Consider the following 24,984-nt stretch of genomic DNA (forward strand, 5'->3'; position numbering starts at 1 on the left):
CGGATCCGCTGTACGACCGGCGCCTGGCCGCCCTCCGGCTGTGGTTTTCTGCTGATCGTGCCGCTCCTCGGGTGCGGATGGTCGGGGTGCGCCCGTTCCCCTGCGGAGTCGACTGCTCCGGCGGGAACGGGCGAGGTCAGTGTCCGGTGCCGGCCGGCAGCCGCAGGCCGGTGTTGACCGGCGTCAGCGGCAGCAGCTTCTTGCCGGTCGGACCGATCTGGATCTCGGTGTCCATGGAGGGGCAGACGCCGCAGTCGAAGCACGGCGTCCACCGGCAGTCGTCCTGCTCGTACTCGGTGAGGGCGTCCTGCCAGTCCTGCCAGAGCCAGTCCTTGTCCAGGCCGGAGTCGAGGTGGTCCCAGGGCAGCACCTCGGTCTGCTCCCGCTCCCGGACGGTGTACCAGTCGAGGTCGACCCCGAAGGTCGGCAGCACCTCGGCGGCGGCGTCGACCCAGCGCCGGTAGGAGAAGTGCTCGCTCCAGCCGTCGAACCGGCCGCCGTTCTCCCAGACCCGCCTGATCACCGCGCCGACCCGGCGGTCACCCCGGCTGAGCAGCCCCTCGATCAGCGACGGCTCGCCGTCGTGGTAGCGGTAACCGATCGCCCGGCCGAGCGACCGGTCGGAGTTGATCGCCTGCTTGAGCAGCCTGAGCCGGTTGTCGATCACCTCGGGGCGCTCCATCGGCGCCCACTGGAACGGGGTGTGCGGCTTGGGCACGAAGCCGCCGATCGACACGGTGCAGCGGATGTCCTTGGAGCCGGTGGCGGCCCGGCCGGCCTTGATCACCTCGTGTGCGAGCCGGGCGATCTGGAGGACGTCGGAGTCCTCCTCGGTCGGCAGCCCGCACATGAAGTAGAGCTTCACCTGCCGCCACCCGTTGGTGTAGGCGGTGACCACGGTGCGGATGAGGTCCTCCTCCGACACCATCTTGTTGATCACCTTGCGGATCCGCTCCGAGCCGCCCTCCGGGGCGAAGGTCAGCCCGGTACGCCGGCCGTTGCGGGACAGCTCCTGGGCCAGCTCGATGTTGAACGCGTCGACCCGGGTCGACGGCAGCGAGAGCGAGACGTTCGTGCCCTCGTACTGCTGGGCGAGGCCGGAGCACATGTCGCCGATCTCCGAGTGGTCGGCCGATGACAGCGACAGCAGCCCCACCTCGTGGAAGCCGGAGTATTCCAGGCCGTCCCGCACCATCTGCCCGACGGTGGTGATCGAACGTTCGCGTACCGGCCGGGTGATCATGCCCGCCTGGCAGAACCGGCAACCCCGGGTGCAACCCCGGAAGATCTCCACCGCGTACCGCTCGTGCACGGTCTCGGCGAGCGGCACGATCGGCTTCTTCGGGTACGGCCAGGCGTCCAGGTCCATCGTCGTGCGCTTGTGCACCCGGAACGGCACGTCCGCCCGGTTCGGCACGACCCGCTGGATCCGGCCGTCGGGCAGGTAGTCGACGTCGTAGAAGCGCGGCACGTAGACGCTCTCGGTCCGGGCCAGCCGGAGCAGCAGCTCGTCCCGCCCGCCGGGGCTGCCCTCCTCCTTCCAGACCCGGACGATCTCGGTGATCTCCAGTACGGCTTCCTCGCCGTCGCCGAGCACCGCCGCGTCGATGAAGTCCGCGATCGGTTCCGGGTTGAACGCGGCGTGCCCGCCGGCCACGACCACCGGGTGCGCGTCGGTGCGGTCGGCGGAGAGCAGCGGGATGCCGGCCAGGTCGATCGCGGTGAGCAGGTTGGTGTAGCCCAGCTCGGTGGCGAACGAGATCCCGAAGAGGTCGAAGGCGCCGACCGGCCGGTGCGCCTCGACGGTGAACTGCGGCACGCCCTCGGCGCGCATCAGCCGCTCCAGGTCGGGCCAGACCGCGTACGTCCGCTCGGCCAGTACGTCCGGCAGCTCGTTGAGCACCTCGTAGAGGATCTGCACGCCCTGGTTCGGCAGGCCCACCTCGTACGCGTCCGGATACATCAGCGCCCAACGGACGACCGCCGACTCCCACTCCTTCACCACCGCGCCCAGTTCGCCGCCGACGTACTGGATCGGCTTGCTGACCTGGGGCAGCAGTTGCTCGAGCTGCGGCCAGACCGTCATCGCCGCTGACCTTTCCGCGGCGGACGACGCGGCGCTCATGGAACCTCCCGGGACACTCCGTTGGAACACCAACCATTCAGGGTACGCGCCACCCCCGCACCTCGGCGCGGTAGTCCCCGGGCCCCTCCCGATGCGGTGTTTCCACCGGAACGTGCCACGCACGCCCGCTCGCCGGGATTTCCCCGCCGTCCGAGACGCTCGTACGATCCGGCGTGGAACGACCGATTGGTCGGGCGGTACTAACCTCGGACGGGCGCGAGAGGAGATCCGCACAATGCCCCAGCCCCAGCCGGAGGAGACCGTACCGGCGGGCCGAGTCACGCCGGCCGGACCGCCCCCGGCCGACGGACCGGCGACCGTGGCGTCCGGCGACCAGCACGCCCCGGCCGACGACCAGCACGCCCCGGCCGACGACGAGCACGACGGCCGAGCCGCTGACCAGCAGGAGCGTGCCGCCGCCGACCAGCAGGAACGTGCCGCCACTGACCAGCAGGAACGTGCCGCCGCTGACCGGCAGGGCCGGACCGGCGAGCCGGACGACACGGCCGTGGACGTCCCGGCCGGGCCGGACGGACCCGCCGACGGGTCGGCCGATGTCGACGCCGATATCGACGCCGAGCTCGACCTACCGACCCGGCCCACGCCGCGGTCGCCCGACCCCGCGGCCTCCACCGCCACCTCCACGCTCGCCGAGCCCGACGGGGCGGTGCCACCGCCGCCCGGCCCCGACGAAGGGTCCCCGGCCGAAGGACCGCCGTCCCCGGCCGCCTCCGAAGCTCCCCCGAGCGAGGAAGCGCACTCCACCCCCACCAAACGTGACGTGGCCGAAGAATCGCCCGCCACGGTCGACGGGCCACCATCCCCGGCCGGTGCCCCACCGTCCGCCTCCACGGCCGCTACCAGCCCCGACCGGACCGCCGCCAGCCCCGACCCGACCGCCGTCAGCTCCGACCCGACCGCCGTCAGCTCCGACCGGACCGCCGCCGATTCCGACCCGACCGCCGCCGGCCCCGAGCCGCCGGCCGGGGCCGGTACGCCGGCAACGTCACCGTCGGAGGATGACGAGGCGGCCCCTACCCGGGTCGCGGCGCCGCGCTGGACCGGCTCGGCGGCCGTACCACCGCCCCGGCCGCGCAAGCGTCGCTGGTTCCGGGGCGGCCCCGAGGAGCCCGACGAGGCGGCGGCACCGACGGCGCGCACCCGGCCACCCGATCCGACCCTGCGGATGCCGGCCGTCGAGGCGGACGAGGACGAGATCCCCACCCCGGTCGACCCCTGGGCCGGTGCCGCCGAGGACCCGTGGGCGGCGCACCCGCCGTACCCGCCGGTCGCCGGCCACCCGCCGGCGGCGAGTCATCCACCGGTCGGCTACGACGCGCCGGTCAGCCCACCCCCGGCCCGGCAGTTGCCGGTGACCCGGCGTTTCCCCGCGCCGACCGGCCCACCGCCGCCACCGCCACCGCGCACCGCACCGGCACCGCGCACCGCACCGGCACCGCGCACGCCGCCACCGCCGCAGACTGCGCCACCGCCACCGCCACCGCCACCGCCACCGCCGGCTCGGGCCGCCCGACCGCCGGCCGCGCCCGCGCCCCGGAAGCAGCCGCCGCCACCGCCGGTCGCCCCGCCCCGGCCGGCGAAGCAACGGCGCCGGCCGGAGGCACCACCGGTCCGCAAGGCGCCGCCCGCACCCGTTCCGCCGGTACGCCGACGACGCCGCTGGCCCCGGGTGATGTTCACGCTGACCCTGCTCAGCATCGCCTGCTGCTGCGGCATCCCGGCGTACTACGCCAAGCCGGTCTGGGACCAGTACCCGGCGTCGCCGAAGGATCCCCTGCCCAGTGAGGTACTCGACCTGCGGCTGCTGGACAACGCGTCCGGCCGGCAGACCGCCGAGCAGTTGAAGCAGGAGGTCCAGGGGCGGAACTGGTTCAACGGCGGCGAGGCGTTCGCCGGGGTCTACCGGGCCTCGAACGGCAAGCGGGTGGTCATCTTCGGCAGTACCGGTTTCCGGCTCAGTCCGGAGTCGGCGGTGCAGGAGGAGGTCACCCGGCTCCAGGACGAGTACGGGGTCGCCTCGGTCGAGTCGGTGCCGACCGGCGTACGCGGCGAGTACCGCAGCTGCGGCACGGGCCGGGCCGACGGTGACGAGGTGGTGGTCTGCACCTGGGCGGACCACGGCAGCCTGGCCACCGCCCTATTCACCCGACTGTCGATAGCGGACAGCTCCGAGCTGCTGACCACGCTGCGGGAGAACATCATCGAGCGGGACCCGGTCGGCTCCGGCGGCGGCAGCCCCAGCACGGGCTGAGCCGGCCGACGCCCAGCGGCGGCGGACGGACGGGGGTCTACGAGCCGCCGTTCTCCGCCGCGTTGCGGGCCGGCGCGTACCGGGGCACGTACTCCTGCCCGGTCAGCTTCTGGATCTCCGCCATGATCTCGTCGGTGATCTGCCGCAACGAGGTACGGTCCGTCGGGCGGCCGACGAACTCCATCGGCTTGCCGAACCGGATGGTCACCTTTCCGGTGCCCAGCCGGGGCAACCGGGCCCCGATCGGCTGGACCCGTTCGGTGCCGATCACACCGACCGGGATCACCGGCACCTCGGCGGCGAGGGCCAGCCGGGCCACCCCGGTACGCCCCCGGTAGAGCCGGCCGTCCGGCGACCGGGTGCCCTCCGGGTAGATCGCCACCAGGTCACCGGCGCGGAGCACCGGGATCGCCCCGTCGAACGCCGAGAGTGCGGCTCGGCCGCCGGCCCGTTCCACCCGGATCGCACCGAGCCCGCTGATCACCGACCGGGTGATCCAGCCGCGCACCCCGGTACCGGTGAAATACTCGGCCTTGGCCCAGAAGGCGAGGTGCCGGGGCACCACCGAGCCGAGGAACAGCTCGTCGGCGACCGAGAGGTGGTTGCCCGCGAAGATCGCGCCGCCGGTCGCGGGGACGTTCTCCAGGCCCTCCACGGTCGGACGCCAGGCAACCCGCATCGCGGTGCCGACGGTGTACTGGCCGATGGTGTAGAGCAGCGGCACGGGACCTCCGGCGGTCGAGGTAGTGGGGCGCTGTCACGTTAACCGACGGCCGACCGGTCCGCGTAGGTGACCGTCTCGATCACCCACCCGGACCGGTCGGACCGCACCCGGCAACGCTCAGCGCGACGGACCGCTCAGCGGCGGCGTACCGCCACCGTCACCCGGTCGCCCTCGCCGACCTCACCGGCGAAGCCGTCGACCCCCTCGGCGAAGCCGGCGGAGTCGGCCTGGTCGGCGAAGCCGATCGAGTCGGCCAGCACCTCCCGGGCCACGAAGTCCCGGTACGCCTCGACCGCCGAGACGACCTCCGCCGGAGCGGCGAGCAGCACCTCAATCCGGTCCGACACGTCCAGCCCGGCGTCGCGGCGGGCCTGCTGCACCACCCGTACGACGTCCCGGGCCAGGCCCTCGGCGGCGAGTTCCGGGGTGACGGCGGTGTCCAGCACCACCACGCCCTCCCCGCCGGGCAGCGGCGCGGAGTGCTCGGCGTCGGCGGGGACCAGCTTCAGCTCGTACTCGCCCTCCTCCAGCCGGACCCCGGCCGCCTCCGGTACCCCGTCCACCAGCGTCCAGTCGCCGGCCTTGACCGCCTTGATCACGGTCTGCACCTGCTTGCCGACCCGGGGGCCGAGCGCCCGGGGCACCACCGTGAGCACCTGCTGGCAGTAGCTGGCCAGCTCGTCGCTGAAGGTGACCGCCTTGACGTTCACCTCGTCGGCGACCAGGTCGGCGAAGGGCCGCAGGGTGGCCGCGGCCGGGCTGGCCACGGTCAGCGACGACAGCGGCAGCCGGACCCGCAGCCCCTTTGCCTTGCGCAGCGAGAGCGCCGCCGAGGCGACCGCCCGGGTGGCGTCCATCGCGGCGACCAGCTCGTGGTCGGCCGGGAACTCGGCGGCCTCCGGCCAGTCGGTCAGGTGCACCGACCGCTCGCCGGTGAGTCCGCGCCAGACCTCCTCGGCGGTCAGCGGGGCCAGCGGGGCCAGCACCCGGCTAACCGTCTCCAGCACCGTGTAGAGGGTGTCGAAGGCGTCCCGGTCGCCGGACCAGAACCGGTCCCGGGACCGTCGGACGTACCAGTTGGTCAGCGCGTCGAGGAAGGAGCGGACCGTGCCGCAGGCGCCGGAGATGTCGTAGACGTCGAGCTGCCCCTGTACCGCCTCGACCAGCTCCCGGGTCTTGGCCAGCACGTACCGGTCGAGCAGGTGCGTCGAGTCGGTACGCCGGACGGCCTGGTAACCCTCCGCGTTGGCGTAGAGCGAGAAGAAGTACCAGACGTTCCAGTACGGCAGCAGCACCTGGCGTACCGAGTCCCGGATCGTCGTCTCGCTGACCACCACGTCGCCGCCGCGCAGCACCGGCGAGGACATCAGCGTCCAGCGCATCGCGTCCGAGCCGTAGCTGTCGAACATCTCGTAGACGTCCGGATAGTTGCGCAGGCTCTTGGACATCTTGCGCCCGTCCGAGCCGAGCACGATGCCGTGCACCACGGCGTTGCGGAACGCCGGCCGGTCGAAGAGCGCGGTCGCCAGCACGTGCATGGTGTAGAACCAGCCGCGCACCTGCGGGACGTACTCGACGATGAAGTCCCCGGGGTAGTGGTGCTCGAACCACTCGCGGTTCTCGAACGGGTAGTGCACCTGGGCGAACGGCATCGAACCGGACTCGAACCAGCAGTCCAGTACCTCCGGCACCCGGCGCATGGTGGAGCGCCCGGTCGGGTCGTCCGGGTTGGGCCGGGTCAGCTCGTCGATGCCGGGCCGGTGCAGGTCGGTGACCTTGACCCCGAAGTCGGCCTCCAGCTCGGCGAGCGAGCCGTAGACGTCGACCCGTGGATACTGCGGGTCGTCCGACTTCCAGACCGGGATCGGCGAGCCCCAGAACCGGTTCCGGCTGATCGACCAGTCCCGGGCGTTCGCCAGCCACTTGCCGAACGAGCCGTCCCGGACGTGCCCCGGAGTCCAGCTGATCTGCTGGTTCAGCTCCAGCATCCGGTCCTTGACCTTGGTGACGGCCACGAACCAGGAGGAGACCGCCTTGTAGACCAGCGGGGTGTCGCAGCGCCAGCAGTGCGGGTACGCGTGGGTGTAGGTGTCCTGCCGGAGCACCACCCCGCGCTCCTTCAGCTCCCGGATCACCGACTTGTTGACGTCGAAGACCTGCTCACCCTGGTACGGCGGGACCAGCGCGGTGAACCGGGTGTGGTCGTCCACGGTCACCACGGTCGGGATGCCGGCCGCGTTGCACGCCTTCTGGTCGTCCTCGCCGAAGGCCGGGGCCAGGTGCACCACCCCGGTACCGTCCTCGGTGGTGACGAACTCCGCGCCGAGCACCTGGTAGGCGTTCGGCCCGCCCTGGTCGACGAGGAAGTCGTAGAGCGGGGTGTAGCGGCGGCCGACCAGGTCCCGGCCGTGCACCGTGCCGAGCTGGGTGTAACCGTCCAGCTCCTTCGCGTACGCCCCGAGCCGGGCGGCGCCGACGACGTAGCGCTGGCCGTCCCGCTCCAGCACCGCGTACTCGATGTCCGGGCCGACCGCGAGCGCCAGGTTCGACGGCAGCGTCCACGGCGTGGTGGTCCAGACCCCGACCCGGACCGGCCCGCGCAGCGGCTCCGGGGCGCCCTCGTCCGGGGTCAGCTCGAACCAGACGGTCAGGGTCGGGTCGTGCCGGTCCCGGTAGACGTCGTCCATCCGGGTCTCGGTGTTCGACAGCGGGGTCTCGCAGCGCCAGCAGTACGCCAGCACGCTGAACCCCTCGTAGACCAGCCCCTTGTCGTGGAGCTGGCGGAACGCCCACATGACGCTCTCCATGTAGCTGAGGTCGAGCGTCTTGTAGTCGTTGCCGAAGTCGACCCACCGGGCCTGCCGGTTGACGTACCGCTCCCAGTCCCGGGTGTAGGCCAGCACCGACGTCCGGCAGGCGTCGTTGAACCGCCCGACACCGAGGTCGAGGATCTCCGCCTTGGTGGTGATGCCGAGCTGCTTCTCCGCCTCCACCTCGGCCGGCAGGCCGTGGCAGTCCCAGCCGAAGCGGCGCTCCACCCGCCGGCCGCGCATCGTCTGGTATCTCGGCACCAGGTCCTTGACGTAGCCGGTCAGCAGGTGGCCGTAGTGCGGCAGGCCGTTGGCGAACGGCGGGCCGTCGTAGAAGACGTATTCGTTGGCGCCGTTCGGGCCGGGGTCGCGGCCCTCGACGCTGGCCTCGAAGGTCTTGTCGGCCACCCAGTGGTCGAGCACGCGCTGCTCGACCGTCGGCAGCTCCGGACTGGCCGGCACGCCCGTGCCGGCGGGGGCGTTCTTCGGGTACGCCATCGCGGGTCGTTCTCCTCGTCGCAGCTCACTGACCGTGGTCTGCGAGGACGAGCCCTGGTACGCCGGAAGCCGGCGCGGCCGTGGGCCCGCGGTACCACCCCGCTTGGTGGTCGGGAATCGACCACCCGCTCGTTGGCCGGCTGTGACGGGCCGGTCCCGTCCGGTTCTACTGGGGTGTTTCCACCTGTTCTTCCGGAGGCTCGCCGGTGATGGCCGGGTCGACGCCTGTGCCCGTCAACGATACTCGACCGTCGCTGCGGCTCCCACCCGATATCCCCGGCCGGGCGCCGGCCGGCGGCACCCCCGTCCCCGCCGTCCGGGCAGCGCCGCCCCGAGCACGGCGGTTACGCTGCCCGGACGGCACGGATCGGGGGACGGATGCGTACGGCACCAGCGCTGGCGGTCGGGACGGCGCTGCTCGCCCTCGTCGCCTGTACCCCGCAGCCCGGTACGGCCCAGCCCAGCCGCCCGGTGCCACCGACTCCACCGCCGGCCTCGACGGCGCCGCCCAGCGTGGCGCCGGGGCCGCCATACCAGCCCGAGGCGGTGCTCGCCGCCCTGGCGACCACGGTCCGGTCCCGGGGCACCGTGCCGCCGCCGTCGCTTCTCGCCGAGGACGAACTCGCCTCGGTGCAGATCACCCCGTGCCGGTTGTTCACCGCCGAGGCGCGCCCCGGGGAGTCGTTCACGCCGCCACTGCCGATCTTCGCCGGGCTGGTCGAGGTCAACCCGATCGCCTCGTTCACCTCGGTCGAGCGGGCGACCACGATCATGGAGGTCACGGTGACCGGGTTCGCCAGCGCGGCGGCGGCGGAGCGGGTCGCCGACCGGGCCCGCTCGGCCCGGTGCACCCCTGGGTTCACCCTGAGCTACACCACCACCGACGCCCGCCGGGCCACCGACGTGATCCGGATCGGCGCCAGCCGGGCCCGGCTGACCACCGGTACGGCCCTCGGCCCGCACCCCGAGCAGGGCTTCGGCTTCGTACCCGGCGAGGCGCGCCTGCTCCTCGCACACGGCCCGCTGCTGCTCACCGTCGGGGTACTCAGGCTCTGGCAGGGCAGCACCGGCCCCGAGGTCACCGCGATGGCCCGGCGGACCGCGATCGAGGTCGCCACGGCGGCGCTCAGGGCACTGCCGCTGACCGGCACACCCACCACCCCGGCCGCCACCCCCTCCTGACCGGGCCGGTCCCGACCGGGCCGACCGCCAGCGGGCCGACCGCCAGCGGGCCGACCGCCAGCGGGCCGACCGCCAGCGGGCCGATCGCCAGCAGGCTGATCACCAGCGGGCGGTTCGCCAGCGGGCTGACCGCCAGCGGGGCGCGGGCGGACCGTCGCCGGGGCGCCCGGGCCGCCGGCCGGTCAGGTCAACTCGGGGAACCAGAGTGCGATCTCCCGGCGGGCGGTCTCGACCGAGTCGGCCGCGTGCACCAGGTTCTCCCGGGACGAGCAGGCCAGGTCGCCACGGATCGTGCCGGCGACCGCCCGACGCCCGTCGGTCGCGCCGACCAGCCCACGGACCATCCCGACCGCGCCGGAGCCGGAGAGCACCAGCGCGACCAGCGGCCCGGAGGTGATGAACTCCCGCAGCGCCGGATAGAACGGCTGGCCCACGTGCTCGGCGTAGTGCAGATCGGCGAGCCGGTCGTCCATCCGGCGCAGCGCCATGGCGTCGATGCCGAGGCCCTTGCGCTCGAACCGGCCGAGGATCTCGCTTACCAGCCGGCGCCGTACCGCGTCGGGCTTGATCAACACGAGGGTACGCTCGGCGGAACCGCTGCTGACCACGGAAGACCCCTCGGTACGGCCGGAGAGCTGGGCAGGGCCAGCGTATGTCGGCGCCCAGCGGCCCCGACGCCGGAGTCGACCCGGACCGGCCGGTCGGCACGTTGGGCCGGCGTACGACCGGACCGATCGGGCGACGGGGGCCGCGTACCGGCCTCGGGTCGTTCCATTCCCGCCAGATCCGGCCTAGCCTGGCCTTAACCAGGGAGGTCCACTGTGGCAGATGGTCGTCGCCGCCAGGTCGCGCCGGTGCGCAAGCTGGTCGCCGCTGTGCTGGGCACCTTCGCCACCTTCGTCATCCTGTTCGGCTTCGGGATGCGCAGTTGGGCGATCGCCGTACTCGGGGTGGCACTGCTCGCCCTGGCCATCGCGCTCGTCGCGGTCACCGCCGTACGCAGCGGTCCCCGGGCCTGGGTGACCGGCATCGGACACGTACACAGCGTCACCGAGCCGCCCGCCTCGTCGACCTTCGGCCGCTGCGAACTTCAGATCGTGATCGACGCGCCCGGGGTGCCGGGCCGGTCGGTGCGGATCCGCGATCCCCGGGTACCGGTGTCGAAGTGGCCGGATCCCGGCGCCACTCTCCCGATCATGGTGGCGATCGACGACCAGCGGCACGTCCGGATCCTCTGGGACGAGGTGTTGACCCACGCCGAGGCGGCGGCCGGCGGCGACCTGCCGCCGGAGTTCAACGACTTCGACCCGGTCGACGACGACATCCTGATCGGGCAGGAGGCGCCGCCGTGGGCCCGGGGTGGACGGGACGACCCGTACGCCGCCGCACCGCCCGGTGGCCCGCCGGTCGGCGACCCCCTGACCGAGGACGATCTCGCCCCGCTCCGGGACGATCTGGAGCCGCTCCGGGACGACCGGGCAACGCCCCGCGAGGAGCCGGTAGTGATGCGGCAGACCCCCGGCGGAACGATCGTGCTGGAGGGGACCCTGGTCGACCCGCCCTCCACCGCGCCGCTGCCCCGCCGTTCCCGGCCGACCCCGGGCCCGGGCGGCCGGACCCGCCGACCCCGCCCCGGCCCGACTCCGACCCCGACCGCCACCGGTCCGGCCCCGGCCGCTGCCGGACCCGTCCCCGACGCGCCACCGGCGCCGCACCCGACCGAGCCCGACGTCCCGCCGACGGAGGCCGGTGGCGGTGACACACCCGACGACGGCACCGGGCGGCGGCCCGGGACTCCCCCGATTCCGGGGGCCCGGTCCGGTGGCAGCCCGGGGAGGGCTGCGGCACCGGCCGATCCGGATTGGGAAGCACCCGGCCCGGCCCCGGTGACCCCGGAACCCACCAAGACCGACGCCGCCCGCTCGGGCGCTGCCGCGGACGACTCCGGCCCCCGCTCCGCCGGCCCGGCCGGCAGCTCGTACGACGAGTCGTACGACGAGATCGACATCCCACTCGACGACCCCGACCCGGCCCCCGTCCCCGACCGCGCCTCCGCGGCGGACCTGGACCAAGACCGGGACCGCGACCTGGACCGCGATCTGGACCAGGAGCCGGATCTCGACCCGCGAGCCGGCGCGGCGTCGTCGTCCGGCGACCAGGTGGCCGACCCGGACGACGAGGCGATCCTGGCGGACCTGATCGCCACCCAGCCGCCGGCCCGGCTCGGCGGGTCCGGGCCGATCGCCGGGGTCGGGATCACCCTGCTGGTCACCGACCTCGAACGGTCGATCGCGTTCTACCGGGACCTGCTCGGCTTCTTCGAGATCGACGGTGGCGAGGGCAACGCCATCCTCGCCTCCGGCGCGACTCGGCTGGTGCTGCGGGCGATCCGTGAGGTGGCGCCGATCAACCGGCGGCTGGTCCACCTCAACCTGGAGGTGAACGACGTGACCGCCGTCTACGAGGAACTCCTCGGCAAGGGCGTGAAGTTCACCTACGCTCCCCGGGCGGTCAACCGGGGCGCCAAACTCGAACTCTGGGCCGCCGCGTTCCGGGACCCGGACGGGCACGGGATCGCGCTCACCCAGTGGCGGAGCCGGGCCACCGGCTGAGCCGTACGCGGTGCGCCGGCCGCCGCCCGGGTCAACCGAGGATGACCCGCCGGACGTGCAGCACGTACGCCCAGACGGCGGCGAAGATCAGCCCCAGCGCGCCGAGTGACCAATGCAGGAAGCCGGCGAGCAGCAGCAGCCCCTGTAGGACGGTGGCGGCGTGCCAGGCCCACGGCCGGCGCAGACACCCCGCCAGTACGGCCGCCAACACCGCGAGCCCGACGACCACCCCGATGGCAGCGCCGCCCAGGTCGCCGCCGAGGAGTCGGATCGGTTGGATCGCCAGCAGCAGCACCAGCGTCTCGACGCTCAGCGTCAGGGCGCCGAGGCCGCGTACCGCCCGCCCCGGGTCCCGCAGTCCGGAGGGCCGACCACCGGGGGTACCCGGTGAGCCGCCGTCGTCGACGCGGCCGGCCGTACCCGTCGGACCGCCGCCGTCGACGCGGCCCGCCGCACCCGTCTGATCGCCGCCGTCGACGCGGCCCGCCGCACCCGTCTGATCCGGGCCGTCGACGGCCCGGTCGGCCGGGTTGACCGCCTCGTCCGGCGCGCTCATCGCTTCAGCAGCCGTCGCGCGTCGGCCACGGTCACCACCGAGCCGGTGACCAGCACACCCACCCCGCTCAGCTCGCCCTGCACGTCGGATTCGGCCAGCGCCACGGCGGCCTCGATCGCGTCCGGCAGTTCCTCGGCCACCTCGACCCGGTCCGGTCCGAAGACCTCCTCGGCCAGTTCGCCGAGTGCCGCCGCCGACATCGCCCGGGGCGAGCTGTTCCGGGTCACCACGATCGCGTCGACCACGGGTTCGAGGAGTTCGAGCAGGCTTGCGGCATCCTTGTCCTCCAGTACGCCGACCAGCGCGATCAGTCGGCTGAACGCGAACTCCTCCTGGAGTGCGGTGACCGTGGCGGCCATGCCGTGCGGGTTGTGCGCCCCGTCCAGCAGGATCGTCGGGGCGGACCGCACCCGCTCCAGCCGGCCGGGTGAGTCGGCGGTGGCGAAGCCCTGCCGGACGGTCTCGACGTCGAGCTGGCGGGACGCGCCCGCGCCGAGGAACGCCTCGACGGCGGCGAGCGCGATCGCGGCGTTCTGCGCCTGGTGTGCGCCGTGCAGGGGTACGAAGACGTTGTCGTAGACCCCGCCGAGGCCCTGCAACGACAGCACCTGGCCGCCGACCGCCATGCTCCGGCGCAGTACGCCGAACTCGCCGCCCTCCCGGGCGATGGTGGCGCCCACCTCGGCGCAGCGTTCCAGGATCGGCCCGGCGGCCTCCTCCGGCTGGACCGCCGAGATCACCGTCGCGCCCTTGTGGATGATGCCGGACTTGTGCAGCGCGATGTCCTCGATGGTGTCGCCGAGCCACTCGGTGTGGTCGAGCCCGATCGGGGTGATGACGGCGATCCCGGCACCCAGCACGTTGGTGGAGTCCTCCGCCCCACCGAGCCCCACCTCGACCACCGCCACGTCGACCGGGGCGTCGGCGAAGGTGGCGAAGGCGAGCGCCGTGGTCATGTCGAAGTACGTCAACGGCTCGTCGGCGCGCTCGTCGACCAGCCGGGCCAGCGGCGCCACCTCGCGGTAGACCGAGACGAACCGTTCCTCGCTGATCGGCTCGCCGTCCAGGCTGATCCGCTCCCGCACGGTCTCCAGGTGCGGGCTGGTGTACCGGCCGGTGTGCAACCCGAACGCCCGGAGCAGCGAGTCGATCATCCGCGCCGTCGACGTCTTGCCGTTGGTGCCGGTCAGGTGGATCGCCGGGTACGCCCGCTGCGGGCTGCCGAGCACGTCGAGCAGTTCCTCGATCCGCCCGAGGTCGAAGACCATCCTGGTGTAGCCGCGATCGGCCAGTTCCGCCTCGACCCGGGCGAACTCGGCCGCCCGCTCCGTACGCTCACTCACCGCGTTCCTCGTCCCCGCACCGTACGCCCCCCGCCCGTTCCGCCGGACCACCACACTCCCGACCGCCGCCACACTCCCGACCGCCGCCACGCTTCCGACCGCCGCCACGCTTCCGACCGCCGTACCCTGACCACCGCACACCGCCGTCCCGCACCCGCAAACCCTCGATCCGCACCCCGTCGCCGGTCAGCCGAGTGCCGCGAGGGCGGTGGCGATCCGCTCCAGGTCCGCCTCGGCCGCCGCCAGCCTGTCCCTGATCTTGTCGACCACCGGCGCGGGCGCCTTGGCGAGGAAGGCCGGGTTGTCGAGTTTCGCCCGGGCCTGGCTGATCTCCTTCTCCGCCGCGGCCCGGTCCTTGGTCAGCCGGGCCCGCTCGGCGGCGACGTCGATCGAGCCCCGGGTGTCCAGTGCCACCGTCACCGCGCCGGAGACGGCGAGCGTGGCGCTGGCGGCGAAGTCCGAACCCGCCTCGTCCAGCCGGACCAGCGAGCGGATCAGCGGCTCGTGCGCGGCGATGCCGGCCCCGGCGAGCCCGTCGAGCCGGGCCGCCACCCGCTGCGCCGGCCGCAGCCCCTGGTCCGAACGGAACCGGCGGATCTCGGTGACCACCCGTTGGAGTTCGGTCACCTCGCGCTCCGCCGCCTCGTCGCGCAGCGTCGGCACCGCCACCGGCCAGGCGGCGGTCATCACCGACGCCCCGGCCGGGTCCGCACCGGCGTTCTCGGTACCGGCCAGCGCGGTCCAGAGCTCGTCGGTGACGAACGGCACCACCGGGTGCAGCAGCCGCAGCAACTGGTCGAGCACGTGCCCGAGTACCCGGCGGGTGACCTCGGCCGGCTCGCCACCGCCGGCCAGCACCGGCTTGGCCAGCTCGACGTACCAGTCGCAGACGTCGTCCCAGGCGAAGTGGTAGAGCACGTCGCAGACCTTGGCGAACTCGTACGCCTCGAACTGCTCGTCCACCTCGGCGGTGACCTGCTGCAACCGGGAGAGGATCCACCGGTCCACGGTCGAGAGCCGGGCCGGCTCGGGCAGTTCGCCGGCCACGTGCGCGCCGTTCATCAGGGCGAACCGGGTGGCGTTCCAGAGCTTGTTGCAGAAGTTGCGGGAGCCCTGGCACCACTCGTCGCTGACCGGCACGTCCTGACCGGGGTTGGCGCCCCGGGCCAGGGTGAACCGGGTGGCGTCGGCGCCGTACCGCTCGATCCAGTCCAGCGGGTCGACCACGTTGCCGAAGGACTTCGACATCTTCTTGCCGTACTGGTCACGCACCATGCCGTGCAGCGCGATCACGTCGAACGGCTGCCGGCCGTCCATCGCGTAGAGGCCGAACATCATCATCCGGGCGACCCAGAAGAAGAGGATGTCGTAGCCGGTCACCAGCACACTGGTCGGATAGAACTTCGCCAGGTCGGGCGTGGACTCCGGCCAGCCGAGGGTGGAGAACGGCCAGAGCGCGCTGGAGAACCAGGTGTCCAGCACGTCCGTGTCCTGCGTCCAGCCGTCGCCGGTCGGCGGCTCCTCGTCCGGGCCGACGCAGCGCACCTCGCCGTCCGGGCCGTACCAGACCGGGATCCGGTGCCCCCACCAGAGCTGCCGGGAGATGCACCAGTCGTGCATGTTGTCGACCCAGCCGAAGTACCGCTTCGCCATGTCGGCGGGCTCGATCTTGACCCGGCCGTCCCGCACCGCGTCACCGGCCGCCCGGGCCAGCGGTCCGGTGTTGACGAACCACTGCAACGACAGCCGAGGCTCCACCGTCGTACGGCACCGCGAGCAGTGCCCGACCGCGTGCGTGTACGGCCGCTTCTCGGCGACGATCCGGCCCTGCTCGCGCAGCGCGGCGACGATCGCCGGCCGGGCCTCGAACCGGTCGAGTCCCTCGAACGGGCCGGGCGCGGTGATCACGCCGCGCTCGTCCATCACGGTCAGCGAGGGCAGGTCGTGCCGCTGGCCGATCTCGAAGTCGTTCGGGTCGTGCGCCGGGGTCACCTTGACCATGCCGGTGCCGAAGCTCGGGTCGACGTGCTCGTCACCGACGATCGGGATCCGTCGCCCGGTCAGCGGCAACTCGACCTCGGTCCCGATCAGGTGCCTGTAGCGCTCGTCCTCCGGGTGGACGGCGACGGCGGTGTCGCCGAGCATCGTCTCGGCCCGGGTGGTGGCGACCACCACGTCGTCGCTGTAGCGGATCGAGACGAGTTCACCGTCGTCGTCGGTGTGCTCGACCTCGATGTCCGACAGGGCGGTGAGGCAGCGCGGGCACCAGTTGATGATGCGCTCCGCGCGGTAGATCAGGCCGTCGTCGTAGAGCTTCTTGAAGATCGTCTGTACCGCCCGGGACAGCCCCTCGTCCATGGTGAAGCGCTCGCGGTCCCAGTCGACGGAGTCGCCGAGCCGGCGCATCTGGCCGAGGATCTTGCCACCCGACTCCGCCTTCCACTGCCAGACCCGCTCGACGAACTTCTCCCGGCCGAGGTCGTGTCGGGAGAGCCCCTCGCTGGCGAGCTGGCGCTCGACGAGGTTCTGGGTGGCGATGCCGGCGTGGTCCATGCCGGGCAGCCAGAGCGCCTCGTAGCCCTGCATCCGGCGGCGCCGGGTGAGCGCGTCCATCAGGGTGTGCTCGAAGGCGTGGCCCATGTGCAGCGAGCCGGTGACGTTCGGCGGCGGGATGACGATGGTGAACGGGGGCTTGTCGCTCTCGGCCGAGGCCCGGAAACGCCCGGCCGCTACCCACTCCTCGTAGCGCCGACCTTCTACCTCGCCCGGCTGGTACTGGGCGGAAAGGGTCGGGGCCGCGGCGCGGTTCGCATCCAGAGTCTCGGTCACCCTCGAAGTCTACGAGCCTGGGCGCCGGGCCCGTCGTGCGCCACCTCCCGTCGCGTACGGTGGCGGCTATGTCCGATGCCCCCCGCTCCGAACGGCCTGCCACGACCGATTCCGGTGCCATCGAGATCACCTCGGAACCGATCGTGCTGCACCAGAGGACCGGCCGGGAAGCCGAGGCGGTCGACGTCACTCCGGCACCCGACGGCGAGCCTGGTGCCGCCGGCCCGGCCGGCAAGCCGTCGTCACGCCGCCGGAAGATCGTCCTCGGTTCGGTACTCGCGGTCACCGTCGCCGGAGCCGCCGTCTTCGGCACCGTGGGCTGGCGCATCATGCAGCAGAAGGACGCCACCCTCGCCACGCCGGTCGAGGTCGCCGGGCTCACCCGGGACGAGAGCGAGGGCGCCCGGGCGACCATCGAGTACCTCCGGACCGCCGTCAACGCCGAAATCAACTTCGCCGAGAGCTTCGGTGCCGTTTACGCCGACCCGGCGGGCCCGGACCGCAGCGTCCTGCTCTTCGGCGGTACGACCCTGGTCTGGCAGCCCGAACGGGACCTCGACCGCCTCTTCGACCTGGCCTCGGAGGAGGACAGCAAGGTCTCGGGCGTTCGGAAGGTGGACGCCGGTCCGCTCGGCGGGGTGATGAAGTGCGGTACCGCCCCGATCCGGGACGGCGAGCTGGTCTTCTGCGGCTGGGCCGACCACGGCAGCATCGCGATGGGCATGTTCGCCGGTCGTCCGCTGGACGAGTCCGCCACGCTGCTACGGGAGATCCGAAACGCCGTACAGAGCCGGGACTGATCCGCAGGCGGCGCAGGCGGCGCGTGGTCAGGCACGGCACCGGGGTTGAGCGCGCCGTGCGTTGAGCCGCGGGCGCGTCGTCAGACCCGTCCCAGGCGACACAGGTCAGGTAAAACACGAGTGGCGCCACCCGCATGGGTGGCGCCACTTCGTAGAAGATGTCCGGCGGCGTCTTACTCTCCCACACCCTCCCGAGTGCAGTACCATCAGCGCTGGAAGGCTTAGCTTCCGGGTTCGGAATGTAACCGGGCGTTTCCCCTCCGCCATAACCGCCGTAACCCTACCAACTCCCACCGACCCGGCAAGCCCGGGGGGGACTGCTGCTGCGGACGTACGCCGGGTATAACCACCGCCACCGGCCCGGTGTTCCGCGATCCGCCCCCACCCACCACCCGATCATGACCAAAAATCGGACATCCGGGTCACGACCGGATGGCGGTCAACCCGTCGAACAGCGCCAGCACCCGGGCCGGGTCCTCGACGTGGGCGTTGTGCCCCAGACCGGACAACGTACGCGTCGGCACACCGAACCGGGCCAACTCGTCGTCACCGACCATCGGGTCGTGCTCGCCCCGGGCCAGCAGCACCGGGGCGGAGACCGCCGCCAGCAGCCCGGCCATCGCCGGAGCCCCGACGCCGAACGCGCGCGGATCCATCGCCAGCCGCCAGCGGCCGTCCCCGGTCGGGACGATTCCGCCGTCGACGACCGGATCGTCCGGTTCGACGAGCCCGACCAGGCCGGAGACCCGCAGATGGCGCCGCGCCGCCTCGGCCCGGGAGTCGTACCAGGCGACCGGGCGGTCGGCGAGCGCGGCGGTTCTGCCCAGCTCGTCGGCGGTCCAGCCGACCTTCACACCCAGCCCGAGAACCGCCTCGACCGCCCAGCCGGACCCGCTACCGGCCGGACCGTCCGATCCGCGCCCCGCCAGGGCCAGCCCGACCGCACCGCCCAGCGAGTGCCCGAGCACCACCACCCGGTCACCGGACGAGAGCAGTCCGGCCAGGCCGGCCGCCAGCGAGTCGAAGGAGTACCGGTCGAGTGGCGCGGAGCCGCCGTGTCCGGGCAGGTCCGGTGCCAGCCAGCGTCCCGGCCAGCGGTCGGCGAGCAGCCCCGCCCAGCCCCGCCACACGTCACCGGTGGCGCCCATCCCGTGCAGCAACAGCAGCAGCGGCCGCCCGGTGCCGCCGCCGAGCGCCACCCGCAGGTCCCCGGCCGCCGGATCCGCACCCGTCATGCCGAGCAGTCTGCCACCGGGAACCCTCCTGCCGAGCCCCGCACCGACGGCGGATTCTGCACCGCCGCCAGCAGGTCAGCGCAGCGCGGCGGCCATCCGGCGGACCGCCTCGGTGACCACCTCCGGTGAGGTCGCCAGGTTGAACCGGGCGTGTCCGGCACCGCCGGTCCCGAAGAGCGGCCCGGAGACCAGCGCGACCCGGCCGCGCTCCAGGAACACCTCGGCCGGGTCGGCGGGCGCGCCGGAGCCGTCGACCGGCAGCGGCAGGTCCCGGCAGTCCAGCCAGGTCAGATAGGTGCCCTCCGGAGGCCGGTACTGCACCTGCGGCAGGTGCTCGGCGAGCAGGTCACCGAGGAGCCGACGGTTCTGGTCGAGCCCGGCCAGCAGTTCGTCGAGCCATCCGCCGCCGTAGCGGAACGCGGCGGTGTGCGCGAGCGCGCCCAGATGACTCGCACCGTCGCCGGCCACCTTCGGCAGCCGGGCCAGGTCGTCGGCGGCCGCCGGCCCGGCGATCGCCAGCGCCGCCTTCACCCCGGCCAGGTTCCACGCCTTCGAGGCGGAGTGCAGCGCGAGGCCGCGTTCACCGCCGGGCATCGAGAGGTACGGCCGGAACGTCACGCCCGGATAGATCAGTGGCGCGTGGATCTCGTCCACGACGACGCGTACGCCGTACCGGTCGGAGAGTTCGATCACCATCGCGAGTTCGTCGGCGGTGTGCACGGTCCCGGTCGGGTTGTGCGGGCTGCACAGCAGGTAGGCGGCCGACCGGCCCCCGTCGACGGCCTCGGCGAAGGCACGCTCCAGGGCGTCCGGGTCGAGCCGGTACTCCGCGTTCAGCGGCGCCTCGACGACCCGCCGCTCGTTGCTGCGGAGGAAGTCGTAGAACGGCGGATAGACCGGCGGGTTGATCACCACCGCGTCGCCGTACCCGGTGACCAGCTTGACCATCTCGACGACGCCGAGCATCACGTCGGGGACCAGCCGGGTCTGCTCGATCTTCGGGGCCCAGCCCCAGCGTTCCCGGGCGAATCCGGCGAGCGCCGAGGCGTAGTCCGTACCGTCCGGCGGATAACCGGTGTCACCGAGCGCGACGGCGTCGGTCAGCGCCCGCGCGACCGGCTCGGCGAGCGGTACGTCCATCTCGGCGACCCAGAGCGGGAGTACGTCCGGCGGATAGCGCCGCCACTTCTCGCTGGTACGGCGTCGCAGGTCGGCCAGGGAGAGGGTCTGCAAGGGGTTGCCCACCACGCCACGGTACTTCGCCGCGGGGCCGGCGTGGCTGGTACTCCGGCCGGAACTCTTCCCGGCGACACCGCCCGGCGGCGAGTGCTCAGGAGTAGAGGCGCAGGATCCGTACGACGGCCGCCCGGTCGCCTTCGACGCGCACGGTCCCGTCGCGCTCGGCCTGCCCGAGTGGCACATCGGCGAAGAGGAGGCGACTCCAGACCGTCGACTCTGCGGTCACTGTCGCCGCCGGCTCGGTGGCCACACCCGCCCGGACGTCGATGCGCCCGTCGACCGGGGCCACCCGGTAGTCGCAGATCGGCGGGTCGGGGCGCCGGCCGTCGTACAGGCGGAGGGCCAGGACCGGCGCCTCGCCCGGCACCTCCGGTGCCATCGTCCGCATGGCGAGGACCGTCCCGTCCGGAGTCATGCCGCCGTCGGTGCGCGGGTCGGGGCCGGCGGAGTACCAGCGCCCCAGCGATCCCAGGACGGACTCCAGTTCGCGTCCCCACTCCGTCGCGACGTACGCGCGGGTGCGGGCCAGATCCGAGAGGACGACCTGCTCGACGATCCCGGTCTCCTGTAGCGACCGCAGCCGGTCGGCGAGAACGGCCGGGGTGATGCCACGGACCGACTCTTGCAGGTCGGTGAAGCGCTTGGGTCCGAGAATCACCTCACGCACCACGATCAGCGTCCATCGATCGCCCACCAGGTCGAGAGCGTTCGCGGCACGGCAGGCGTCGCCGAGTTCCCGAAAGGTCCGCTTGGTCGGCACGCCGTCTCACCGCCTTCCCTCTAACTATGGTCAAGCAAGTACTCGCTATGTTTAAGCTATCAGCATGACAACCGTCCACACCACGACCCCCGCCCCTCCGGTCGTCGACCGCGAGACCTGGCTCGCCGAGCGCGAGGCGTTGCTCTTCCGCGAGAAGGCGCACACCCGCCAGGGCGACGCGATCGCCGCCGCCCGGCGCCGCCTGCCGATGACCGAGGTGACACCGATCTCGCTCATCGGAGCGCACGGCCCGACACCCCTGCCGGACATCTTCGCCGGCCGCGACCAGCTCGTCGTCTACCGGCACATGTGGCACCTCGGAAAGCCCTTCGAGGACCAGTGCGAAGGCTGCACGGCCAGCATCTGGGACTTCCAGAACGCGGCATACCTCGAGGAGCGGGGCATCTCCTTCGCGGTCTTCTGCGAGGGGCCGTACGAGGAGATCGCTCCCTTCCGGGACTTCATGGGCTACACGCACCCGTGGTATTCCACGCACGGCATCGACGACCCCGCCTATGCCGGCGGCGGCGAGATCGCCTGCTTCCTGAAGCGAGACGACCGGTTCTTCCTGACGTACGAGACGACCGGCCGGGGCGTCGAAGCGATCATGTCGTCACACAGGCTGCTCGACATGACCGTCTACGGCAGACAGGAGGTCTGGGAGGACTCACCGGAGGGCTGGCCGCAGGAACCGACCTACACGAGGTGGCGCAGGGACGGCCGACCCGTGCCGCAATGGACCAGGCCCGGAGTCGGACCGGTCGGCGCAGCACACCAACAGCACTGCCACTGACGGTCGGCGGGTGGCGGGCCCCCGGTGGGACGGTCAGTTGCGCACGGGTGGCCCGAACACCCGCTCGCGGTCGAACGGGCAACTGGAGACCTCGTCGCCGAACAGCTCGGCGACCAGGTCGCGGGCGCTCGGCAGTACCGGGCGCAGCCCGCGCCGCCCGTCCCCGCCACCCGGTCGAGGATGCGCCCGGCGTCGGCCCGCATCCGGGGCCACGCCGCCAGGAACGACGGGCTCCGCGGACGGTACGAGAAGTGGTGGGTGTAACCCATGCCAGGAATTGTCGCGGCACGAGGGACATTTCGGCGGTTCCGGTCGAGCCGTCCGCCGCCGTCAGCCAGCCGTGCCGCACGGGATCTCCCGGCTGACGAACGCCCGCCACGCGTCGGCGGCGAAGACGAGCACCGGCCCGGACGGGTCCTTGCTGTCCCGGACCCCGACCGCCCCCGGCAGGCCGACCGCAACCTCGACACACGCGCCTTGAGAGTTGCTGCGAACGCTCTTGCGCCAGTGGGCTCCGGTCAGATCCATGTCTTGGCCACCTTCGCTATCAACTCGGTCGACTGCGGCTGGTCCGGCCGCGCCTGCTGATCACCCGCGCCCGGCGGTTACGGCATCTGTATGGGATATGACCCCGGCCCGTACGGCATCGAACTCGGCTGCACCGGATGGGTCTCCCGGCGCTCGGCCTGGGCGAACCCGGCGGACCGGCTGTTCACCTGCGGCCAGCCGCCGGCCTCGTGGAACAGTCGCAGCGCGGTCGCCACCACCTCGGCCAGCGACTCGTTCGCCTCGATCTCGATGGTGGCGCCCGGGGTGTCGATCCGGACCTTGGTCGGACTGGCCGAGCCGTCGCCCGACGACCTCGACGCCGCCTCGTCGGCCGGAGCCGACGCCGGCTCCGACGCCGGCTGTGCCGGCATCGCGGGGTGCGGCGTCGGCGCCTCGGCGCCGGTCGGACCGTCCGGTGCCGCGGGGACGGCCGGCGGCGGGGTGGTCTCGGGGATCGGCGTGGTCTCGGGTACCGGCGAAGTCTCCGGGGCGATCTCCGGCGGCGCCGGCTGGGCGGGGACCGATCCGGCAGACGACACGACTCGGGATGGTTCAAATGTCACCCCGTCATTGTCGGGTCGAGCCGCACCGGTCCGCCACGCCGTCCCGGGGCGCCGGACGCGAGGTGGGGCCGGTCAGCCGGCGACCAGCTCCGCCTCCTCGGCCCGGGGCCGCTCCTCTTGCGCGAACTGGGTCCGGTACAGCTCCTCGTAGCGACCGCCGGCCGCGAGCAGTTCGTCGTGGGTGCCGCGCTCCACGATCCGGCCCTCCTCGACCACCAGAATCTGGTCGGCGGCCCGTACGGTGGAGAGCCGGTGCGCGATCACCAACGCCGTACGGTCGGCCAGCGCCTCGCCGAGCGCCGCCTGCACCGCCGCCTCGGAGGTGGAGTCGAGGTGCGCGGTCGCCTCGTCCAGGATCACCACCCGGGGTCGGGCCAGCAGCAGCCGGGCGATGGTCAGCCGCTGCCGCTCACCGCCGGAGAGCCGGTAGCCGCGCTCGCCGACCACGGTGCCGAGCCCGTCGGGCAGCCCCTCGATCAGGTCGGCGAGCCGGGCCCGGCGCAACGCGTCCCACAGCTCCTGCTCGGTCGCATCGGGCCGGGCCAGCAGCAGGTTGCTCCGGATGGTGTCGTGGAACAGGTGCCCGTCCTGGGTGACCAGGCCGAGCGTCTCCCGGATCGAGTCGGCCGACAGGTCCCGCACGTCCTGCCCGGCCAGGCGTACGGCGCCGGAGTCGGTGTCGTAGAGCCGGGGTACGAGCTGGGCGATGGTGGACTTGCCGGCCCCCGAGGAGCCGACCAGGGCGACCAGTTGACCCGGCTCGACCCGGAACGAGACGTCGTGCAGCACGTCGACCCCGCCCCGGGTGTCCAGGGTCGCCACCTCTTCGAGGGAGGCGAGCGAGACCTTCTCCGCCGACGGGTAGCCGAAGGTCACCCCGTCCAACTCGACCGAGACCGGCCCGTCCGGCACGTGGCGCGCGTCGGGCTTCTCGGTGATCAGCGGCTTGAGGTCGAGGATCTCGAAGACCCGCTCGAAGCTGACCAGCGCGCTCATCACCTCGACCCGGGCGCTGGCCAGGGCGGTCAGCGGGGCGTAGAGCCGGGTCAGCAGCAGGGCGAGCGCGACCACGGCACCGGGCTCCAGTTGGCCGCGCAGCGCGTAGAGGCCGCCGAGGCCGTACACCAGGGCGAGAGCCAGCGCCGAGACCAGGGTGAGCGCGGTGATGAAGACCGACTGGACCATGGCGGTGCGCACCCCGATGTCGCGGACCCGGCGGGCCCGGAGCGCGAACTCGGCGGACTCCTCCGCCGGCCGGCCGAAGAGCTTGACCAGGGTCGCGCCGGGCGCGGAGAACCGCTCGGTCATCTGGGTACTCATCGTCGCGTTGTGGTTGGCGGCCTCGCGCTCCAGCCGGGCCAGCCGGCTGCCCATCCGGCGGGCCGGCAGCACGAAGACCGGCAGCAGCACGAGCGCGAGCAGGGTGATCCGCCAGGAGATCCCGATCATCACCACCAGGGTGAGCAGCAGGGTGACGAGATTGCCGACCACCCCGGAGAGGGTGTCGGAGAACGCCCGCTGCGCGCCGATCACGTCGTTGTTGAGCCGGCTGACCAGCGCACCGGTCCGGGTCCGGGTGAAGAAGGCGACCGGCATCTTCTGCACGTGGTCGAAGACGGCGGTACGCAGGTCGAGGATGAGCCCCTCGCCGATGCTCGCCGAGAAATAGCGGGTGAGCAGCGCGAGGCCGGCCTCGGCCAGCGCGACGACTCCGATCAGCACGGCGAGCCCGACGACCAGGTCGGTGCTTCCGCCGCCGACGATGCCGTCGACCACCCGACCGGCGAGCACCGGCGTGGCCACCGCCAGCACGGCCAGCACCACGCTGAGCAGCAGGTAGTAGGTCAGCCGGCGGCGGTGCGGCCGGGCGAAGCCGGCGATGCGCCGGAGCGTGGCCATCGAGAACGGCCGTCTGTCCTGCTGGGCGTGCATCGCGTGGTAGAGCGAGTTCCACGCCGTGACTTCCATACTCATCGCTGGCACCCTCCGTGAACACCGAGTCGCCCGGACCTTATCGGCGCCCACCGACAGTACGACCTCAAGCAATGTCGAGGTCAACCGTCGCGGTCCCGCCCGGAGTGGCGGCCGGGGCGG

At 72.7% G+C, this 24,984-nt stretch carries 19 protein-coding genes and 1 rRNA gene; 5 read left to right on the forward strand and 15 right to left on the reverse strand.

Annotated elements, in window-relative coordinates:
• Positions 1-136 precede the first annotated feature (136 nt).
• Positions 137-2,125 carry a TIGR03960 family B12-binding radical SAM protein gene (locus tag C6361_RS31820; protein WP_107269994.1) on the reverse strand — a complete coding sequence of 663 codons (1,989 nt, stop codon included), beginning with the start codon at positions 2,123-2,125 and terminating at the stop codon, positions 137-139.
• A 235-nt stretch (positions 2,126-2,360) separates the two neighbouring features.
• Here C6361_RS31820 and C6361_RS37305 point away from each other — a divergent pair, with 235 nt between their 5' ends.
• Positions 2,361-4,397: a hypothetical protein gene (locus C6361_RS37305; protein ID WP_159079583.1), complete on the forward strand. Its 2,037-nt coding sequence runs from the start codon at positions 2,361-2,363 to the stop codon at positions 4,395-4,397.
• Between the two features lie 37 nt (positions 4,398-4,434).
• Here C6361_RS37305 and C6361_RS31835 read toward each other — a convergent pair whose 3' ends face one another.
• Both C6361_RS31835 and ileS read right to left on the reverse strand, forming a co-directional pair.
• A complete protein-coding gene (locus tag C6361_RS31835) occupies positions 4,435-5,121 on the reverse strand; it encodes a 1-acyl-sn-glycerol-3-phosphate acyltransferase (protein WP_107263317.1) in 687 nt (228 codons plus the stop codon).
• A gap of 134 nt (positions 5,122-5,255) precedes the next feature.
• Positions 5,256-8,429, reverse strand: coding sequence for an isoleucine--tRNA ligase (ileS, locus tag C6361_RS31840; protein ID WP_107269997.1), 3,174 nt, complete (start codon positions 8,427-8,429; stop codon positions 5,256-5,258).
• Positions 8,430-8,807: 378 nt separating this feature from the next.
• Here ileS and C6361_RS37310 point away from each other — a divergent pair, with 378 nt between their 5' ends.
• Entirely contained in the window at positions 8,808-9,611 is an 804-nt protein-coding gene (locus C6361_RS37310) for a hypothetical protein (protein ID WP_159079584.1), read from the forward strand.
• 182 nt (positions 9,612-9,793) lie between these two features.
• Here C6361_RS37310 and ndk read toward each other — a convergent pair whose 3' ends face one another.
• Positions 9,794-10,219: a nucleoside-diphosphate kinase gene (gene ndk / locus C6361_RS31855; protein ID WP_107270000.1), complete on the reverse strand. Its 426-nt coding sequence runs from the start codon at positions 10,217-10,219 to the stop codon at positions 9,794-9,796.
• Positions 10,220-10,432: 213 nt separating this feature from the next.
• On the opposite strand from ndk, the gene C6361_RS39355 reads away from it, so the two are divergent.
• A complete protein-coding gene (locus tag C6361_RS39355; protein ID WP_369930803.1) occupies positions 10,433-12,223 on the forward strand; it encodes a VOC family protein in 1,791 nt (596 codons plus the stop codon).
• A gap of 31 nt (positions 12,224-12,254) precedes the next feature.
• Here C6361_RS39355 and C6361_RS31865 read toward each other — a convergent pair whose 3' ends face one another.
• The 3 genes from C6361_RS31865 to C6361_RS31875 form a co-directional block, all read right to left on the reverse strand.
• A complete protein-coding gene (locus C6361_RS31865; protein ID WP_107270001.1) occupies positions 12,255-12,779 on the reverse strand; it encodes a DUF4233 domain-containing protein in 525 nt (174 codons plus the stop codon).
• Positions 12,776-14,047 carry a folylpolyglutamate synthase/dihydrofolate synthase family protein gene (locus C6361_RS31870; protein ID WP_369931462.1) on the reverse strand — a complete coding sequence of 424 codons (1,272 nt, stop codon included), beginning with the start codon at positions 14,045-14,047 and terminating at the stop codon, positions 12,776-12,778. The genes C6361_RS31865 and C6361_RS31870 overlap by 4 nt, the downstream gene beginning before the upstream one ends.
• 261 nt (positions 14,048-14,308) lie before the next feature.
• Positions 14,309-16,951 carry a valine--tRNA ligase gene (locus C6361_RS31875; protein ID WP_107263322.1) on the reverse strand — a complete coding sequence of 881 codons (2,643 nt, stop codon included), beginning with the start codon at positions 16,949-16,951 and terminating at the stop codon, positions 14,309-14,311.
• A 68-nt stretch (positions 16,952-17,019) separates the two neighbouring features.
• On the opposite strand from C6361_RS31875, the gene C6361_RS31880 reads away from it, so the two are divergent.
• Entirely contained in the window at positions 17,020-17,751 is a 732-nt protein-coding gene (locus C6361_RS31880) for a hypothetical protein (protein ID WP_107270002.1), read from the forward strand.
• A 160-nt stretch (positions 17,752-17,911) separates the two neighbouring features.
• Here the strand turns inward: C6361_RS31880 and rrf are convergent.
• From rrf to C6361_RS31900, 4 genes are all read right to left on the reverse strand, one after another.
• Positions 17,912-18,028: ribosomal RNA gene (rrf, locus tag C6361_RS31885) — 5S ribosomal RNA — on the reverse strand.
• A 145-nt stretch (positions 18,029-18,173) separates the two neighbouring features.
• Positions 18,174-18,986 (reverse strand): alpha/beta fold hydrolase, encoded by an 813-nt coding sequence (locus C6361_RS31890; protein WP_107270003.1) that lies wholly within the window; start codon positions 18,984-18,986, stop codon positions 18,174-18,176.
• 75 nt (positions 18,987-19,061) lie between these two features.
• On the reverse strand, positions 19,062-20,231 hold the full coding sequence (locus C6361_RS31895) for a MalY/PatB family protein (RefSeq protein ID WP_234359147.1): 1,170 nt from the start codon (positions 20,229-20,231) through the stop codon (positions 19,062-19,064).
• An 85-nt stretch (positions 20,232-20,316) separates the two neighbouring features.
• Positions 20,317-20,985 carry a helix-turn-helix domain-containing protein gene (locus C6361_RS31900; RefSeq protein ID WP_107270005.1) on the reverse strand — a complete coding sequence of 223 codons (669 nt, stop codon included), beginning with the start codon at positions 20,983-20,985 and terminating at the stop codon, positions 20,317-20,319.
• Positions 20,986-21,049: 64 nt separating this feature from the next.
• Here C6361_RS31900 and C6361_RS31905 point away from each other — a divergent pair, with 64 nt between their 5' ends.
• Entirely contained in the window at positions 21,050-21,778 is a 729-nt protein-coding gene (locus C6361_RS31905) for a DUF899 family protein (RefSeq protein ID WP_107270006.1), read from the forward strand.
• Between the two features lie 33 nt (positions 21,779-21,811).
• On the opposite strand, the gene C6361_RS31910 is transcribed toward C6361_RS31905, so the two are convergent.
• The 4 genes from C6361_RS31910 to C6361_RS31925 form a co-directional block, all read right to left on the reverse strand.
• Positions 21,812-21,991, reverse strand: coding sequence for a hypothetical protein (locus tag C6361_RS31910; RefSeq protein WP_107270007.1), 180 nt, complete (start codon positions 21,989-21,991; stop codon positions 21,812-21,814).
• A gap of 117 nt (positions 21,992-22,108) precedes the next feature.
• Positions 22,109-22,306 carry a DUF397 domain-containing protein gene (locus C6361_RS31915; protein ID WP_107270008.1) on the reverse strand — a complete coding sequence of 66 codons (198 nt, stop codon included), beginning with the start codon at positions 22,304-22,306 and terminating at the stop codon, positions 22,109-22,111.
• A gap of 77 nt (positions 22,307-22,383) precedes the next feature.
• Positions 22,384-22,866, reverse strand: coding sequence for a hypothetical protein (locus C6361_RS31920; protein ID WP_107270009.1), 483 nt, complete (start codon positions 22,864-22,866; stop codon positions 22,384-22,386).
• A 96-nt stretch (positions 22,867-22,962) separates the two neighbouring features.
• Positions 22,963-24,864, reverse strand: coding sequence for an ABC transporter ATP-binding protein (locus C6361_RS31925; RefSeq protein ID WP_107270010.1), 1,902 nt, complete (start codon positions 24,862-24,864; stop codon positions 22,963-22,965).
• Positions 24,865-24,984 lie beyond the last annotated feature (120 nt).

It is taken from the genome of Plantactinospora sp. BC1, from assembly GCF_003030345.1.
Classification (GTDB): domain Bacteria; phylum Actinomycetota; class Actinomycetes; order Mycobacteriales; family Micromonosporaceae; genus Plantactinospora.